The organism is Bradyrhizobium sp. 40 (genome assembly GCF_023100925.1).
Taxonomy (GTDB): Bacteria; Pseudomonadota; Alphaproteobacteria; order Rhizobiales; family Xanthobacteraceae; genus Bradyrhizobium.
This window is the reverse complement of sequence record NZ_CP064688.1, coordinates 1,994,960-2,009,240: the sequence shown is the minus strand read 5'-3', so window position 1 is coordinate 2,009,240 and position 14,281 is coordinate 1,994,960. Positions and strand designations below refer to the sequence as shown.

Genomic DNA, 14,281 nt, shown 5'->3' with positions numbered 1-14,281 from the left:
GCCTATCGGCCCATCGCTTCCGTTGGCGGGGTATCGCTGCATGTCGGCTCACAGGAGCAGACCGGGAGTTCGCACCCGAGCGCCAGTTCGTCGGCTTGTGACCCAGTGCGGACCAACACAGCATTCGCTCCCTTGAAGGGAGCGGCCGATCTCCTCAGCGAGTGGACGGCCGGCGCGCTTGAGGCTAGGGGTCGAGCGCCCTCGAGGAGACTTCAAGATGCCTTACTACACCGCAGATCAAACGCGATGGGAGCGAAACGCCAAGGTGCTCGCCGACGTCTTCTGCTCGCTCTTGCTTGCGCTCTTGCTTGCGCTCTTTTCCATCGTCTTCTTCGGTTGGCTCGGCGGTCTGGTCGCTTTCGTTGTCGTGGAAGCTTGCCTGCTCGCGGTCGATTGGCTGGTGCCGAGCAAGAATGATGCGGCTGGCGTTGTTCGTTGACAGGATTTGAGCCGAGACGACGGCGGGCTAATTTGAAGGTCCGCAGGTGTGCGCCGATACCTGACCAGTGGCGTTGAACCTCAAAACCGCGCTAATCACGCTTTCGCGCACAACATAAGAGATAAGCGCTCCGTCGCCTGACTGCTGAAGGTTGTCGAGCCGCGACGCGGGACATTTGATCAACCGATCGACCCAGTAAGCGCGACGACTTTCCCGCCCGGCGACGGTCTTGGTGCCGCCGCAACCGCAGACGATGACGGCATCTTCAGCGTACATTCCCAAGATCACTTCGAGGTCGCCGGCGCGGTAGGCATCGAGCCAGTCGATGGCAGCGGCCATCGCGTCAAAGGACATACAAGCACCTCAGCTAAACACCAAGAGATGGAACCACCCATCAATTTTTGAGTGTCTATGCCCCGCTCGGGTAGGTCCATATGGCGAAGGTCATAGGCGGATGTCCTCAATTCAGGAACAAAGAACAACAGCCGTGAGTTGCGATTTGTTTTGGGGGATTGATGCTCAACTCCGAGGAATACCGGCAGATCGCCGAACAATACCGAGAACGCGCCAACAGCGAGAAATCGACCCGCTTGGCCAACGTCCTTCTTAGTGTCTCCAATGCTTATCTTGCGCTGGCGAGCCAGCTCGACCTCCTTGCATTGGTTGAGCGCCAGGAGAGCGCGAGGACCGCCGCCAGCGACACTTCAAAGGCATAGACGCTTCCCTGAAGGGAGGGGACCGTCGGGTCGCCCTTGGCCCATCGCTTCCGTTGGCGGGGTGTCGCTGCATGTCGGCTCACAGGGACAGACCGGAAGTTTGCAGCGGGGCGCCAGTTCGGCGGCTTGTGGGCCCTCCGCGGACCAATCGGGAGCATAGGTGCCAAGGCTGCTTCTGACCCTAAGCGGTCGTTTTGATTTAGATCAACAGAGCCAACTTGGTATCTTCTCTCTTGGTGCCTGATGAGAGCGCCAGAGCACAAGAGATTAAACCTTACGCCTGCGGTTCGTCGCGCGATGATCGCGACCAATGACCAGAAAGTGTTTCGCACTTATGGGCCGAACGGCAGCGCTTGGAAGAGCGAGCGCAATGGCGTCTCGCCGCGCGTGCTCTGGAAACTCTTTGCGAACGAACTGGTCGAGGACGAGCCACAGACGGCCGTCGCGACGGCTCAATCCACAACCGTCCGCATGCGCCTGAGTGAGGTTGGGCTGATCATTTTGAAAGCGAGCTTAGAGGGGAAAGCATGAGGCGATTACTCCCAAAAAACTGATAATGCTCGTCGACACGTGAGAGTGTCTTTTCAGCTGACCTACGCGCGTAGCAATTCAAGTATGTTGGTTGTGGCCCCTTAGCTGACTTGCGCGCGCCGCCGGTCGAGGGCCGGTTGTGACCCGTAGCTGACTTAGGCCCAGCGAGTCTCTCCCTGGGATGGCACGAACTGCATAGACGCCCGGTCGTAGGAGGCGCATCATACCACCCGGTAAGCTTGTATCGGGGGACACCATGATCAGCTTGACCCGTTTGTTTGACCTCGGCGTGATCGCATTGGGCGCTTTCAACGTCGTGCTGGTGGCTTTGCTTATCTTTTCATCGTGACGCTTCCACCGCTGTCGCGGACCGCTGTGCGTATGCGGCGGGGTGTGCGCCTCAATTTCGCCGCCCGACTCGGGCTGAGGTTGTATTCGTTGCCGGCGTCTCGTCGGCGGCGGTTTTCGATCCCGAACCGGCGCGCGACGAAGCGGAGCCAGAGGCCCGGAGAGACCCCATCGAACCGGGTTTTTGCGCTGTCCAGCCGGGCGGCTCATCGCCGGGCAAGTCCGCCGCGCTGCTCTATGCGCGAGCCAAAGCAAGGGGCCGCTGTGTGGACGCTAATCTGTTTAAATGCAGAAACCGTCGAGATCGCATCCAGATGCCCTTATAGATGATCCGCTATTTACCCCGTGCCAGGTTACGCGGGAGGAAAGTCGCAGATTGCTCGACCATGCCCGCGCGCTTCGCACCTCTTTGAAAGAAGAACGTGCACTTCTGCGGTTTGCACGGGCCGGAGCGGCAATGAGCCGGGCGGAGTCAATTGCTAAGCGAGCAGATCAGCTCCCCTGAATGGAGAACTTCGCCGGTCCTTCTGCGCTGAAGCTTGAGCAAAGGGCCGATGGTTTGGCAGGCCCGCTTATGGCCCGAATGCGAAGTCTAGGCAGCGTCCCGGGTGGACGGCTCATAGAGGTAGACCGAAGCAGCCGGCCGACACTCCGGAGGGCGCTCATGATCCAAACCGGACATATCAACGTGTGCGCCCAGAAGCGATCACGGGCTCATCTAGGAGGAGGCGCGAAAGGTGCTATTGGAACGCTGTGATCTGCCATACCCCGCGCCCTTGACGAAAACGCGCAGACTTCATGGGACTGACCGACGCCAAGTCTGTGAAACAAGGCATCCGCGCCGTAGCCGCCCGCGCCGGCGTCTCAACCGCATCGGTCTCTCGTGCCCTCAACAATCCGGATGCGGTGAGCCCATCTCTGCGCGTGCGCATCGAACAGGCGATTGACGCGCTCGGCTACATCCCGCATGCGCCCGCGCGCATCCTGTCCTCACGTCGCTCGCGCACTCTTGGCGCGATCGTGCCGACCATCGACAACACGATTTTCGCGCGCGGCATCGCTTCGCTGCAGCACTATCTGTCGTCGGTCGGATACATGCTGTTCCTCACGACGAGCGGCTACGATCTTGACGTCGAATTGCAGCAGGCGCGCAATCTGATCAGCCGCGGCGTCGACGGCCTGGTGCTGCGCGGCGACTGCCATCACGACGGCTTGCGCAAGCTGCTCGCGGACAACGCGGTGCCGTTCATCAATGTGGGCATATACCAGCCCGACCGGCCCTACCCTTGCGTCGGCACCGACAACGAAGCGGCCGCCCATCGCGCCGCCGCCCATGTCATCGAACTCGGCCATCGCCGCATCGGGATCGTCTCGGCTCTCCAGCGCAACAACGACCGTGCCAGCGCTCGCGTTGCCGGCTTTCGCCGCGCGCTGACCGAGAGCGGTCTCGAACTGCCGTCGCAATGGCATGTCGAGGTGCCCTATACGCTGGACGACGCCCGCGAAGCGGCGCGCTATCTCCTGGGGCTCAAGGATCGTCCCACAGCCGTAGTGTGCGGCAACGACGTCATCGCCTACGGCGTGCTGCTCGAGGCGGAACGCAGCGGCTTTTCGGTACCACGCGATCTGTCGGTCGTTGGGTTCGACGATCTCGACTGGAGCCGCCATCTGCGACCGAGCCTGACCACGATTCACGTTCCGACCGGAGAAACCTGGCAACGCGCCGGCGAATATCTGGTGCGCAGCCTCGCCGGCGAGCAGACCATCATGCACCGCGAGATCGACTTTTCACTGGTGGTCCGCGAGTCGACGGCGCCGCCTCCAAAATCCCTGAAGTGAGACAGTCCGATGAGTTTGAATTTCTCTCTAGCCTCCGGCTTTCATGCCATCGTGATCGGGGGCGCCGGCGACATTGGCGCAGCAATCAGCAACCAGTTTTGCGATCTCGGCGCGACGGTGACCGCAACTGGCGCCAACGATGCCGATCTCGCCCGCACACTCCTCAAGCCGCGCGCGGGCCTCACGCTCGGGACGCTCGACGTCACCGATGATGCGGCCGTCAAATTCTTCGCCAACAAGTACAAGCGGGTCGACGCGCTCGTCAATTGCGCCGGGATTCTCGCCCGCGACAAAGAATTCGAGATCGAGACTTTCGTGAAGGTTCTCGACGTCAATCTCACCGGCACCTTCCGGACCTGCATGGCTTTTCGCGCGCTGCTTGCGGAGGCAAAGGGATCGATCGTCAACATCGCCTCGATGAACGCGGTTTTGGCGTTACCGCGTATCCCCGCCTATTGCGCCAGTAAGGGTGGCGTCGTGATGTTGACCAAGGCACTTGCCTTGAAGTGGGCCGAAGAGGGCATTCGCGTCAACGCAGTTGCGCCCGGCTATATAGAGACCGCGATCAACGCCGCCGGCCGGACTGATCTCGCGCATTACCAGCGCATGCCGACCGCACCGCGTTCAAGCGGTGGGGACAGCCGGAAGATATTGCCGGCGCCGTCGCCTTCCTCTGCATGCCGGCGTCGCAATATGCGACCGGTACCGTCGCTGCCGTGGATGGCGGGTTTCTCGCAGGTTGACGTCGCGCGAGCACCGGCGGCTGGACATCAACGGATACGTCAAGCGGCGCATCGTCGGCTTCAAACCATCTCTGGAAGCGAGCGCCGGAGTTCCGAGGCGCGCAAGATGACGTCCTATGGCAACGACGAGCGGCAACCTTGCCGCGGTTGACTTGTTATAACATTTAGGCAAATGTCCTTACTAACCGGAGCGCGAAATCCGGATTTTTGGGAGGACCGTATGACGTCATTCAAGCCGACGCGACGAACGCTCATCAAAACCGGAACCGCGGCAGCGGCTCTAGCGACGTTTGGACCTACTCTTCTCCGACAGGCCGCCGCGCAGGATGCCGACCTCGCGCCGTACAAGTCCGCCAAGATCGACTGGCAGCAGGTAGCAGGCGAAACAATCACTGTCGCGGTTATCCCGGCGAGCTACTTCGAAAACCTGATCACGCTGGCGCCTCAGTTCAAGGCGCTGACCGGCATTGATGTCCGTTTTGAAAAGATCCCCCCGGCGCAGATCCGGCAGAAGAGCGTCATCGACCTGACCTCGAAGACCGGTACCTACGCGACCCACGCCGCCGACCCGATGTATTACGCGCTCTACGCCGCGAACAAATGGGTCGAGCCGCTCGACACCTATCTGAAGGACAAGTCGCTGACGGATGAGGCCTGGTTCAAGCTCGATGACATCATTCCAGCCTGGCGCAGCGCCAACGGCATCGACGGCAAACTCTACGGCATGCCCTATGACGGCGAAGTGACCATTCAGGTCTATCGCAAGGATCTCTACGATGCGAAAGGCCTTAAGCCGGCCGATACGCTCGAAGCTTATATGTCGAACGCCGCGGCGTTGAACACGCCAAACGACCGCGTTTGGGGCGCGGCTCTGCGCGGCGTCGCCGGCGCAGGCCAGAACATGTACATCTATCCGTCGGTTTTCCGCGAGTTCGGTGGCGACTGGATGAAGGGCGGCAAGCTCACCGTCAACGGTCCCGAGGCCGAGGCGGCGCTCGCCTGGTACGTCGACATCATGAAGAAGTACGCGCCGACGGCAGCGGCGAACTGGAACTGGCCGGATATCGCCGATGCCTTCTCGCAAGGCACCGTCGCCAGTTACATCGACGCGCATTCGTCGGCCTCGGTCATCAACAATCCGGAGAAATCCAAGGTGATCGGCAGGGTCGCCTATGCCCGTTGGCCCAAGGGCCCCTCGGGCAAGCGCACCACGTCGATCTGGAACTGGGGTTTCCCCATCAATTCCGCGCTACCGGAGAAGAAACGCAAGGCGACCTGGCTGTTCATCCAATGGGCTGCCAGCGCCGAGACTCAGGCGCGCACCGCGCACAAGTTCGCCGGTCCCACCAAACGCTCCGGCGTCAACCGCACTTCGGTGTGGAAGGATCCCGACTACATCAAGCTGATGAACGGCTTTGGCGAGAACTTCGTCGAGGCCACGATGGGCGCCCTGCAGGACGACACCGACGTCGACTGGCGTCCGCGCGTGCCGCAATGGCCGGCGATCGGCGACACCATGGCAACCGCGATTCAGTCGGCCCTCTCCGGCCAGGCCACGATCAAGGCCGCATTGGACGATGCGCAGCGCCGCATCGAACCCATGATGCGCGGCTGAGCCATGGCGACGACCGCGGTGACATCGGCCGGGATCGCGAGCGAGGCGCCTCGCAGCGATTTCGGCCGCGTCCTCGCGCAGCGCGAGCGCCGGTTTGCAGCAGCCCTGCTTGCACCGGCATTTATTGCGCTGCTCGCCACCACGACGTTTCCGCTGCTCTTCTTGATCTATACCAGTGCGTTCCGGATGGACCTGGCGATGCCGTTTACTAACGGCTTCGTCGGGCTCGAGAACTACCAAGTGCTGCTCTCCGACGAGCGCTTCTGGACCTCGCTGCTGGTCAGCCTCGTCTACACCGGCTCGACCGTCGCGCTCCAGGTCATCATTGGGCTGGCGCTCGCCTTGCTGGTGATGGACATGAAGCGCGGCCAAGGCTGGTTTCGTGTCATCGCGATCCTGCCTGTGGTGCTGTCGCCGGCCGTGGTCGGCATGATCTGGCGCACTTTCATGCTGGCACCGGAATTCGGGATCGTGGACTTCCTCGCCATCAACGCCGCTCTCGGCAGCAAGAACTGGCTCGGCGATCCCACGCTTGCGATGGTCTCGGTGATCGCAATCCATACCTGGCAATGGACGCCGTTCGCGTTCATGGTGCTGCTGGCCTCGCTGGCCTCACTGCCCGAGGACATCTATGAGGCCGCGCGGCTCGATCGGGCTTCCGCCTGGCAGCGCTTCCGCCGCATCACCCTGCCCTTGCTGCGGCCCGCGATCGTCATGGTCATCATCATGCGGACGATGGTGGCGCTGACGGCGTTTGCTGCGATCTTCACCGTCACCGGCGGCGGCCCCGGGACCGCGACCGAGATCCTCAACCTCTATGCCTACAGGAAATCCTTCACTGAGTTGTCAATCGGGTACGGTGCGGCGCTGGCGGTGGCGCTGCTGATCGTGACCATCATCATCTCCGGCATCCTGTTTGCCCTGCGGAGGGCGAAGTGACGGCAAAGCGCCTCCGCGCCATCGCCCTGCTGGCGATTTCCATCGTCTTCCTGCTGGCCTGGGCTTTCCCGATCATCTGGAGCGTGCTGAATTCGCTCAAGACTGATTCCGATGTGCTCGCCTATCCGCCCAAGCTGGTTTTCTCGCCGACGCTGGAGGCCTATCGCGACGTGCTGTTCGGCTCCGGATCGATCCTCCCGAACCTCCTTTCGAGTGCCATCATCTCGGTCGGCACTACTATCGTGACCATGTTGATGGCGGTGCCTGCGGCCTATGCGCTGGCGCGGCTGCGCTTTCGCGGCAAGAAGTTCGCGGGCTTCTATGTCCTGGCGACACAGATGCTGCCGCCAGTCGGCATCATCATCCCCTATTTCTTGGTGCTGAGGAACATCGGCTGGATCGATACCTATCAGGGCATCATCCTGATCTACCTGTCGTTCTCCCTGCCTTTCGCGATCTGGCTGCTGGTATCCTATTTCGAGGACATTCCCTTCGAGATGGAGGAAGCCGCCTATCTCGACGGCGCCAGCAGGCTCAAGACGCTGTGGCGCATCATCATCCCGCAGGTCCGCGGCGGCATCGCCGTCACCGTCGTGTTCGTATTCCTCAATGCCTGGAACGAATTTCTGTTCGCGGTCGTGCTCAGCGGTAACACGGTGCGTCCGGTCACGGTCGCCATGTTCAACTTCGTCTCCGTCGAGCAGACGCTGTGGGCCAAGCTCGCAGCTGTCTCGGTCCTGGCCATGCTTCCTGTAGTCGTGCTCGGAGTAGTCGCGCAGAAGCACATCGTGAAGGGTCTGACGGTCGGTGCAGTCAAAGGCGGAGGGCGCCGATGAGCGGCCAGGGTCGGGTCAGTTTTCGCAACATCGTCAAGATGCACGGCGAGTTCGCCGCGCTCAAGGGCGTCAATTTCGAAATCAAGCCGGGCGAGTTTTTTGCCCTGCTCGGACCGTCCGGCTCCGGCAAGAGCACGACGCTGCGCATCCTTGCCGGTCTCGATGCGCCGACCGCCGGCCGAGTGCTGATCGACGACAAGGACGTCACCTCGACTGACGCGCGCGATCGTGACATCGCCATGGTGTTTCAAAGCTACGCGCTCTATCCGCACATGACCGTCGCCGAGAACATCGCCTTCCCACTCGAGATGGCCAGGCTTCCGAAGGCCGAGATTGCTTCCGCCGTGCAAGAAGCAGCAAGAAAAGTGAAGATCGACCACCTTCTGGACCGGAAGCCGGGCCAGCTCTCGGGCGGTCAGCAGCAGCGCTGCGCACTCGCCCGCGCGATCGTGCGCAAGGCGCGCTTGTTCCTGCTCGACGAACCCCTCTCCAACCTTGACGCCAAGCTTCGGCTGGAGACCCGGGCCGAATTAAAGAAGTTGCAGCGCTCCCTGGGCGTCACCGCGGTCTACGTCACCCATGACCAGGAAGAGGCCATGACGCTGGCCGACCGCATGGCGGTGTTCATGTCAGGCGAGATCCAGCAGATCGGCACGCCCGCAGAAGTGTTCGCGCGCCCGAACTCGATTGATATCGCCGGCTTCATCGGCAATCCCCCGATGAACCTCGTCCCCGCCCGCTACGTCGACGGCGACGTGATCATTGCCGGGCATCGTCTCAAGACGACCACCACAACCGCGGGCGAGCGTGATGTGGTGGTCGGGCTTCGCCCCGGCGCCCTGCGCATGACGGAGGGTGGACTCGGCGCGCGCGTCGACCTGATCGAGGACCTCGGAGATACCGCCGTGCTCGACCTCGACTGCGCCGGCATCATGATCCGCATGCGCGTCAGCGACGGCAACATCCCCGGCGAAGGCGAGACCATCTCGATCACCACCCGTCCCCAGGACATTCATTTGTTCGATCCCACGACCCGCATGCGGCTCTGACACCATGGCTGTTCAAACCCACAAGAAGAAGTCCGCTCCGCTCGGCAGCGATGTCGCGGAAGGCTCGACGCCCCTGCACGTCCAGATTCGCGAGTCCATTCGCAGTCAGGTTCGGGACGGCAAGCTGATCGACGCCACCGGCCGCCTGATGACCGAGGCCGAGCTCGGCCGTCATTTCAGCGTCAGCCGCATTACCATCCGCAATGCCATTGCGCCGCTGGTGAACGAAGGCATGTTCGACCGCTCACGCGGCCGCGGCACATTCCTGCGCTCGAACCAGCCCGAGAACTGGGTTGGCCGCCTCATGGGCTTTTCGGAGACCATCCGCGACGCCGGCTACCATGCCGGCGCCAGGATTTTGCAGCAAGGCATGACCAATCGCCACGATGCCGCCGTTCGCGAGCAGCTGCGCGAGCGCGCCGTCTGGCAACTCAAGCGTCTGCGGCTCGCCGACGAAACGCCAATCGCGATCGAGCACGCCTTCTATCCGCCGGAGATCGGTCTCGAGCTCGAAAAGCGCGACCTGGTCTCGATTATCATGTATCGCGTCTTCGAGGACGAGCTCGGCCTCACCATCAAGGACGCGCAGCAGACGATCAGCGCAGATCTTGCCGACGCCGGCAGCGCAAAACTGCTTGGCGTGAAGGTCGGCTCGCCTCTGCTCGCCATCGAACGCGTCACCTTCGGCAGGGAAGGACGGGCGCTGGAACTTCTGCGCGCCGTCTACCTGCCAAAATATTTCCGCCTCAGCATCAGCCTGACGCGTCGCCATTCCTGACAACGCCACACGTCAATAACGAGGACATAAAACATGCCGAATGGCGCAAAGACCTCTGATAGGCCCAACATCCTGCTCATCCTCAATGACGACATGGGCTTTTCGGACATCGGCTGTTACGGCGGCGAGATCCAGACGCCGAACCTCGATCGTCTTGCGGCGAACGGGCTGCGTTACTCACAGTTCTACAACACCGCGCGCTGCAGCCCGTCTCGCGCCTCGCTGCTCACCGGCCTGCATCCGCACCAGACCGGCATCGGCATCCTCACCTACAGCAACGGTCCGGAAGGCTATGCCGGCAATCTGAACAAGAGTTGCGTGACGATCGCCGAAGCGCTCAAGAGCAGGAATTATACGAGCTATCTCAGCGGCAAGTGGCATATCGCCAGCAGCCTCACCGAGCCGACCGACGCCTGGCCGATGCAGCGCGGCTTCGACCATTTCTATGGCACCATCATCGGCGCCGGCAGTTTCTATCACCCGAATACGCTAACCCGCGGCAACGACAATATCGAGCAAGAGGCCGTCAAGGACCCGTCGTTCTTCTATACGGATGCGATCAGCGATCAGGCAGCCGCCTTCATCCGCCAGCACAGGGCGGAAAAGCCCGACGGGCCGTTCTTCCAGTACGTCGCCTACACTGCCCCGCATTGGCCGCTCCACGCCCATGAAGACGACATAGCAAAATACAAGGGCCGCTTCGACGCCGGCTGGGACAAGCTGCGCGAGGAGCGCCTCAAGCGCCTCGTCGAAGACGGCATCATCCATCCGAACTGGCGCCTGACCGACCGCGATCCGACCCAGCCCGCCTGGACCGACGCCGAGCAGCGCGAATGGACGCTGCGCTGCATGGAGGTCTACGCGGCCCAGATCGACCGGATGGACCAGGGCATCGGGCGTATCTTGAAGGCGCTGGAAGAAACCGGCCAGATGGACAACACGCTAATCATCTTCCTCTCGGACAACGGCGCCTGCGCTGAGGATATTCCGGAAGGCGTCACTGCGAAGGAGCTGGTCGACCAGCTCATGATCGCGCAGGCAAAGACCCGCGACGGCAGGGCCGTGCGTTTCGGCAACGATCCAAGCCTTATGCCCGGCGGCGAGGACACTTATCAGAGCTACGGCACCGCCTGGGCCAATCTCTCCAACACCCCGTTCCGGCTCTACAAGCACTGGGTTCACGAGGGCGGTATCGCCACGCCGTTCATTGTGCACTGGCCGCGCGGCATCTCCGAAAAGGGCGGCCTGCGGCACAATCCAGGCCAACTCACCGACGTGATGGCGACCATTCTTGACGTCACCGGTGCCACCTACCCCAGTGAATACAACGGCAGCCCTATTTTGCCCTGCGAGGGCGAAAGCCTGGTGCCATCATTCACGGCGGCTTATGGCAATCGGGGCCCGCTGTTCTGGGAGCACGAAGGCAATGCGGCCGTGCGCGTCGGCAAGTGGAAGCTGGTACGGAAATATCCTGGCCCCTGGGAGCTCTACGACATGGAAGCGGACCGTACCGAGATGAACGATCTGGCCGCACAGTATCCGGATCGCGTCAGCGAGATGACGGCGCAATACCAGCAATGGGCGAATCGTTGCGGCGTGATCCCGCGCGAGAAGATTCTCGAATTGATGAGGGCGGAAGGCGGCACGGCCTTCTGGGAAGAAGAGAAGCAGAAATAGCACATGACCGGGGATCGTTCACATTGCTGCATCCGAGGCGATGCCGGCAAGGAGTCGGCGCCGTCCAGCGAGGCGCAAGGAGCTGTCCCCCCTAGTCCAACGACGATCCAGCGCCGCTGGAGCTCATTACTCGGTGGCACCTTCCACATGGGCTCGGCCGACAAAAGGTTTGTCGAAGATGGCGAGGGCCCGGTACGGCCGGTCACATTGTCGCCGTTCGCCATCGCCTGTCATGCCGTGAGCAATCTGCAGTTCGGCGACTTCGTCCGCGCTACGGGCTATACGACCGAGGCCGAACGCTACGGCTGGAGTTTTGTCTTCGAAGGCTTGTTGCCGGAAGAGACGCGCACCGTCCAATTGACACGCGTTCAGGAAACACCATGGTGGCTTCCGGTGCTGCGCGCATATTGGGCACAGCCAGAGGGACCGGCGAGCAGCATTCTCGACAGGCTCGACCACCCCGTCGTCCACGTCTCCTGGAACGACGCACAGGCTTACTGCGCCTGGTCAGGGACGCGGCTGCCAACCGAAGCGGAATGGGAGATGGCCGCGCGCGGCGGGTTGGATCAGGCCACCTATCCCTGGGGCAACGAGCTGCAGCCCGACGGCGAGCATCGCTGCAACATCTGGCAGGGCAACTTTCCCGGCCACAATACCATCGATGACGGCTATTTTGGTACGGCGCCCGTTCATGCATTCGCCCCAAACGGATACGGCCTGCACAATGTCGCCGGAAACGTCTGGGAATGGTGCGAGGACAATTTTTCGCCGAGCTATCACCGCCTCACAACATCTCACGATCCCTTGAACCGCGGACCGGCTCCGAACCGTTCGATGCGCGGCGGATCCTTCCTCTGCCACGAATCCTACTGCAACCGCTACCGCGTCGCGGCGCGAAGCTCCAATACGCCCGACTCCTCGTCGAGCAATATCGGCTTCCGTGTCGTGCGTGCTGAACGGCTGCGGGATTCGGCATAGGATGGCGCCAGTGCCACAGGCCGCTAAGCCGGCTCAAGCTCCCGGCACCCGTTTGCTGCCGCTCTTTCTGCGCAACTTCGTGCGCAATCGCGAGACCGGCCTTGTGCTGGTCGCCATTGTCGTCGGACTGCTCAGCGGCATTCTCGTTGCTGCGATCTCGCGCCTCAGCCAGGTCTCTCACGCACTGCTGTTCGACATTCCTGTCGACGCACATCTCAGCGCCACTGGCGTGATTTCGTGGCAGCGAACACTGCTGATCCCGATGCTCGGCGGCTTGGTGCTGGCGCTGATCGGGTTCTACTTCGCCCGACGCGTAAAGGGCCAGCAGCTCGCCGACGCGATTGAGGCGAATGCGCTCTATGGCGGCCGGCTGTCGTTTCGCGGCAGCCTCCTGATTTCGATGCAGACGCTGCTCTCAAACGGTTTCGGTGGATCAGTCGGACTGGAGGCGGGCTACACCCAGATCTGCGCGATGTTCGGCTCTCATGTCGGGCAGCGCCTCGCCGCACGACGTAACGATATGCGGCTCCTGGTCGCCTGCGGCGCCGCGGGTGCGATCAGCGCTGCGTTTTCTGCACCTCTGGCCGGCGCCTTCTACGCCTTCGAGGTCGTGCTGGGCGCGTACACTTCCGCCGCACTTGTTCCCGTCACCGCCAGCGCCGTTACTGCGTGGCTGGTCGCGCGGCAATTGACGCACCAGTCGTTCCTGATGGTGCCCGGCTTCCCCTCACCGGTGTCCGTCGAGATGATCGGGCAAACCGTGCTGATCGGCGTCATCTGCGCCTTCGTCAGCATTATCGTCATGCTCGCAGTCGCATTCTCGGAACGGTGCTTTCAGCGCATCATGGTATTCAAGGGATTCGTACGGCCGATCCTCGGAGGCCTGCTGCTCGGCGGTCTTGCCCTGCTGACGCCGACCGTGCTGGGCGCCGGCCATGGCGCGATGCAGATCCTTCTCGTCAGCAATCCGACATGGCTCCTGCTCACCACGACTATCGTGTTCAAGATTCTTGCCTCAGCCATCTCGCTCGGCTCGGGCTTCCGTGGCGGTCTGTTCTTCGCTTCACTACTGCTCGGCGCGCTGATCGGGCAGCTCTACAGCATCGTGCTGACCGGCCTTCTTCCTACGCTCGCCCTGCAACCGGGCACCGCTGCCATTGCCGCGCTGGCTGCGCTGGGCACCGGCGTGCTGGGCGCGCCGTTCAGCATGGTCTGTCTCGCGCTTGAAATCACCGGCGACTTCTCCGTCACGGTTGGCGCGGTAGTCGCATCATCGGTCTGCGCTCTCATTGTCCGCGAGCTTTTCGGCTACAGCTTTGCGACGTGGCGCTTCCATTTGAGGGGCGAGGTCATCCGTGGCCCGCAGGACATCGGCTGGGCCAGACAAATGAGCGCGGCGTCCCTGATGCGCACGGACTTCGAGAACGCCCCGACGACGATGCCGATCGGCGAGGCGCAAAGGCTGTTTTCGCCGGCGATGGTCCGGCAGGTCGTGCTGCTCGATCCCAACAACGCTTTTGCCGGCATCGTTCCGGCCGCGACGCTGCATTCGGTGGCCAACCGGGACGACGAGCCGCTCGGATCGCTGGCGCAGCAACAGGATGAATGCCTGCTTCCGACTACGTCGGTTCGTGAGATCCTGAAAGCCTTCGAGCGCAGCGAGGCAGACGTGCTAGCAGTCGTTGACCGCGACGACAGTCGCATAGCGATCGGAACGCTAAGCGAATCCCACGTGCTGCGCACATATGGCGAAGAACTCGAGCGTCGGAACCAGGAATTGTTTTCCCGGTAGA

General features: G+C 62.2%; 14 protein-coding genes and 1 pseudogene. 14 read left to right on the top strand and 1 reads right to left on the bottom strand.

The window, feature by feature from the left end; all coding sequences use genetic code 11:
* Positions 1 to 217 precede the first annotated feature (217 nt).
* On the top strand, positions 218 to 439 hold the full coding sequence (locus IVB40_RS09525) for a hypothetical protein (protein ID WP_247818705.1): 222 nt from the start codon (positions 218 to 220) through the stop codon (positions 437 to 439).
* A 27-nt stretch (positions 440 to 466) separates the two neighbouring features.
* Here IVB40_RS09525 and IVB40_RS09520 read toward each other — a convergent pair whose 3' ends face one another.
* Positions 467 to 793 (bottom strand): nuclear transport factor 2 family protein, encoded by a 327-nt coding sequence (locus tag IVB40_RS09520; protein ID WP_247818704.1) that lies wholly within the window; start codon positions 791 to 793, stop codon positions 467 to 469.
* A gap of 161 nt (positions 794 to 954) precedes the next feature.
* Here IVB40_RS09520 and IVB40_RS09515 point away from each other — a divergent pair, with 161 nt between their 5' ends.
* The 13 genes and pseudogenes from IVB40_RS09515 (at position 955) to IVB40_RS09460 (ending at position 14,280) form a co-directional block, all read left to right on the top strand.
* A complete protein-coding gene (locus IVB40_RS09515) occupies positions 955 to 1,155 on the top strand; it encodes a hypothetical protein (RefSeq protein ID WP_247818703.1) in 201 nt (66 codons plus the stop codon).
* Positions 1,156 to 1,452: 297 nt separating this feature from the next.
* Entirely contained in the window at positions 1,453 to 1,686 is a 234-nt protein-coding gene (locus IVB40_RS09510; RefSeq protein WP_247818702.1) for a hypothetical protein, read from the top strand.
* Between the two features lie 1,146 nt (positions 1,687 to 2,832).
* Positions 2,833 to 3,873: a LacI family DNA-binding transcriptional regulator gene (locus IVB40_RS09505; RefSeq protein WP_247818701.1), complete on the top strand. Its 1,041-nt coding sequence runs from the start codon at positions 2,833 to 2,835 to the stop codon at positions 3,871 to 3,873.
* Between the two features lie 9 nt (positions 3,874 to 3,882).
* Positions 3,883 to 4,398, top strand: a pseudogene (locus IVB40_RS35720) (SDR family NAD(P)-dependent oxidoreductase); the annotation flags it as partial.
* 125 nt (positions 4,399 to 4,523) lie between these two features.
* Entirely contained in the window at positions 4,524 to 4,616 is a 93-nt protein-coding gene (locus tag IVB40_RS35715; protein ID WP_253075452.1) for a hypothetical protein, read from the top strand.
* Between the two features lie 220 nt (positions 4,617 to 4,836).
* Complete coding sequence (locus IVB40_RS09495; RefSeq protein WP_247818698.1) at positions 4,837 to 6,231, top strand: sugar ABC transporter substrate-binding protein; 1,395 nt, start codon at positions 4,837 to 4,839, stop codon at positions 6,229 to 6,231.
* 3 nt (positions 6,232 to 6,234) lie between these two features.
* Entirely contained in the window at positions 6,235 to 7,170 is a 936-nt protein-coding gene (locus IVB40_RS09490; protein ID WP_247818697.1) for a sugar ABC transporter permease, read from the top strand.
* Positions 7,167 to 8,006, top strand: coding sequence for a carbohydrate ABC transporter permease (locus IVB40_RS09485; RefSeq protein ID WP_247818696.1), 840 nt, complete (start codon positions 7,167 to 7,169; stop codon positions 8,004 to 8,006). Before IVB40_RS09490 ends, IVB40_RS09485 begins: the two co-directional genes overlap by 4 nt.
* A complete protein-coding gene (locus IVB40_RS09480; protein ID WP_027519177.1) occupies positions 8,003 to 9,055 on the top strand; it encodes an ABC transporter ATP-binding protein in 1,053 nt (350 codons plus the stop codon). The genes IVB40_RS09485 and IVB40_RS09480 overlap by 4 nt, the downstream gene beginning before the upstream one ends.
* Positions 9,056 to 9,059: 4 nt before the next feature.
* Positions 9,060 to 9,833: a GntR family transcriptional regulator gene (locus IVB40_RS09475; RefSeq protein ID WP_247818695.1), complete on the top strand. Its 774-nt coding sequence runs from the start codon at positions 9,060 to 9,062 to the stop codon at positions 9,831 to 9,833.
* Between the two features lie 33 nt (positions 9,834 to 9,866).
* On the top strand, positions 9,867 to 11,510 hold the full coding sequence (locus IVB40_RS09470; protein ID WP_247818694.1) for an arylsulfatase: 1,644 nt from the start codon (positions 9,867 to 9,869) through the stop codon (positions 11,508 to 11,510).
* Positions 11,511 to 11,615: 105 nt separating this feature from the next.
* Positions 11,616 to 12,488 carry a formylglycine-generating enzyme family protein gene (locus IVB40_RS09465; RefSeq protein WP_256468223.1) on the top strand — a complete coding sequence of 291 codons (873 nt, stop codon included), beginning with the start codon at positions 11,616 to 11,618 and terminating at the stop codon, positions 12,486 to 12,488.
* Between the two features lie 10 nt (positions 12,489 to 12,498).
* Positions 12,499 to 14,280, top strand: a complete 1,782-nt coding sequence (locus tag IVB40_RS09460) for a chloride channel protein (protein WP_247818692.1) — start codon at positions 12,499 to 12,501, stop codon at positions 14,278 to 14,280.
* The last annotated feature ends 1 nt before the right edge of the window (position 14,281 follow it).

Excerpts from the sequence above, each read along its gene's own strand:
- IVB40_RS09525 (WP_247818705.1), top strand. The coding sequence starts at position 218 with ATGCCTTACTACACCGCAGATCAAACGCGATGGGAGCGAAACGCCAAG.
- IVB40_RS09520 (WP_247818704.1), bottom strand. The coding sequence starts at position 793 with ATGTCCTTTGACGCGATGGCCGCTGCCATCGACTGGCTCGATGCCTAC.
- IVB40_RS09515 (WP_247818703.1), top strand. The coding sequence starts at position 955 with ATGCTCAACTCCGAGGAATACCGGCAGATCGCCGAACAATACCGAGAA.
- IVB40_RS09510 (WP_247818702.1), top strand. The coding sequence starts at position 1,453 with ATGATCGCGACCAATGACCAGAAAGTGTTTCGCACTTATGGGCCGAAC.
- IVB40_RS09505 (WP_247818701.1), top strand. The coding sequence starts at position 2,833 with ATGGGACTGACCGACGCCAAGTCTGTGAAACAAGGCATCCGCGCCGTA.
- IVB40_RS09495 (WP_247818698.1), top strand. The coding sequence starts at position 4,837 with ATGACGTCATTCAAGCCGACGCGACGAACGCTCATCAAAACCGGAACC.
- IVB40_RS09490 (WP_247818697.1), top strand. The coding sequence starts at position 6,235 with ATGGCGACGACCGCGGTGACATCGGCCGGGATCGCGAGCGAGGCGCCT.
- IVB40_RS09480 (WP_027519177.1), top strand. The coding sequence starts at position 8,003 with ATGAGCGGCCAGGGTCGGGTCAGTTTTCGCAACATCGTCAAGATGCAC.
- IVB40_RS09475 (WP_247818695.1), top strand. The coding sequence starts at position 9,060 with ATGGCTGTTCAAACCCACAAGAAGAAGTCCGCTCCGCTCGGCAGCGAT.
- IVB40_RS09470 (WP_247818694.1), top strand. The coding sequence starts at position 9,867 with ATGCCGAATGGCGCAAAGACCTCTGATAGGCCCAACATCCTGCTCATC.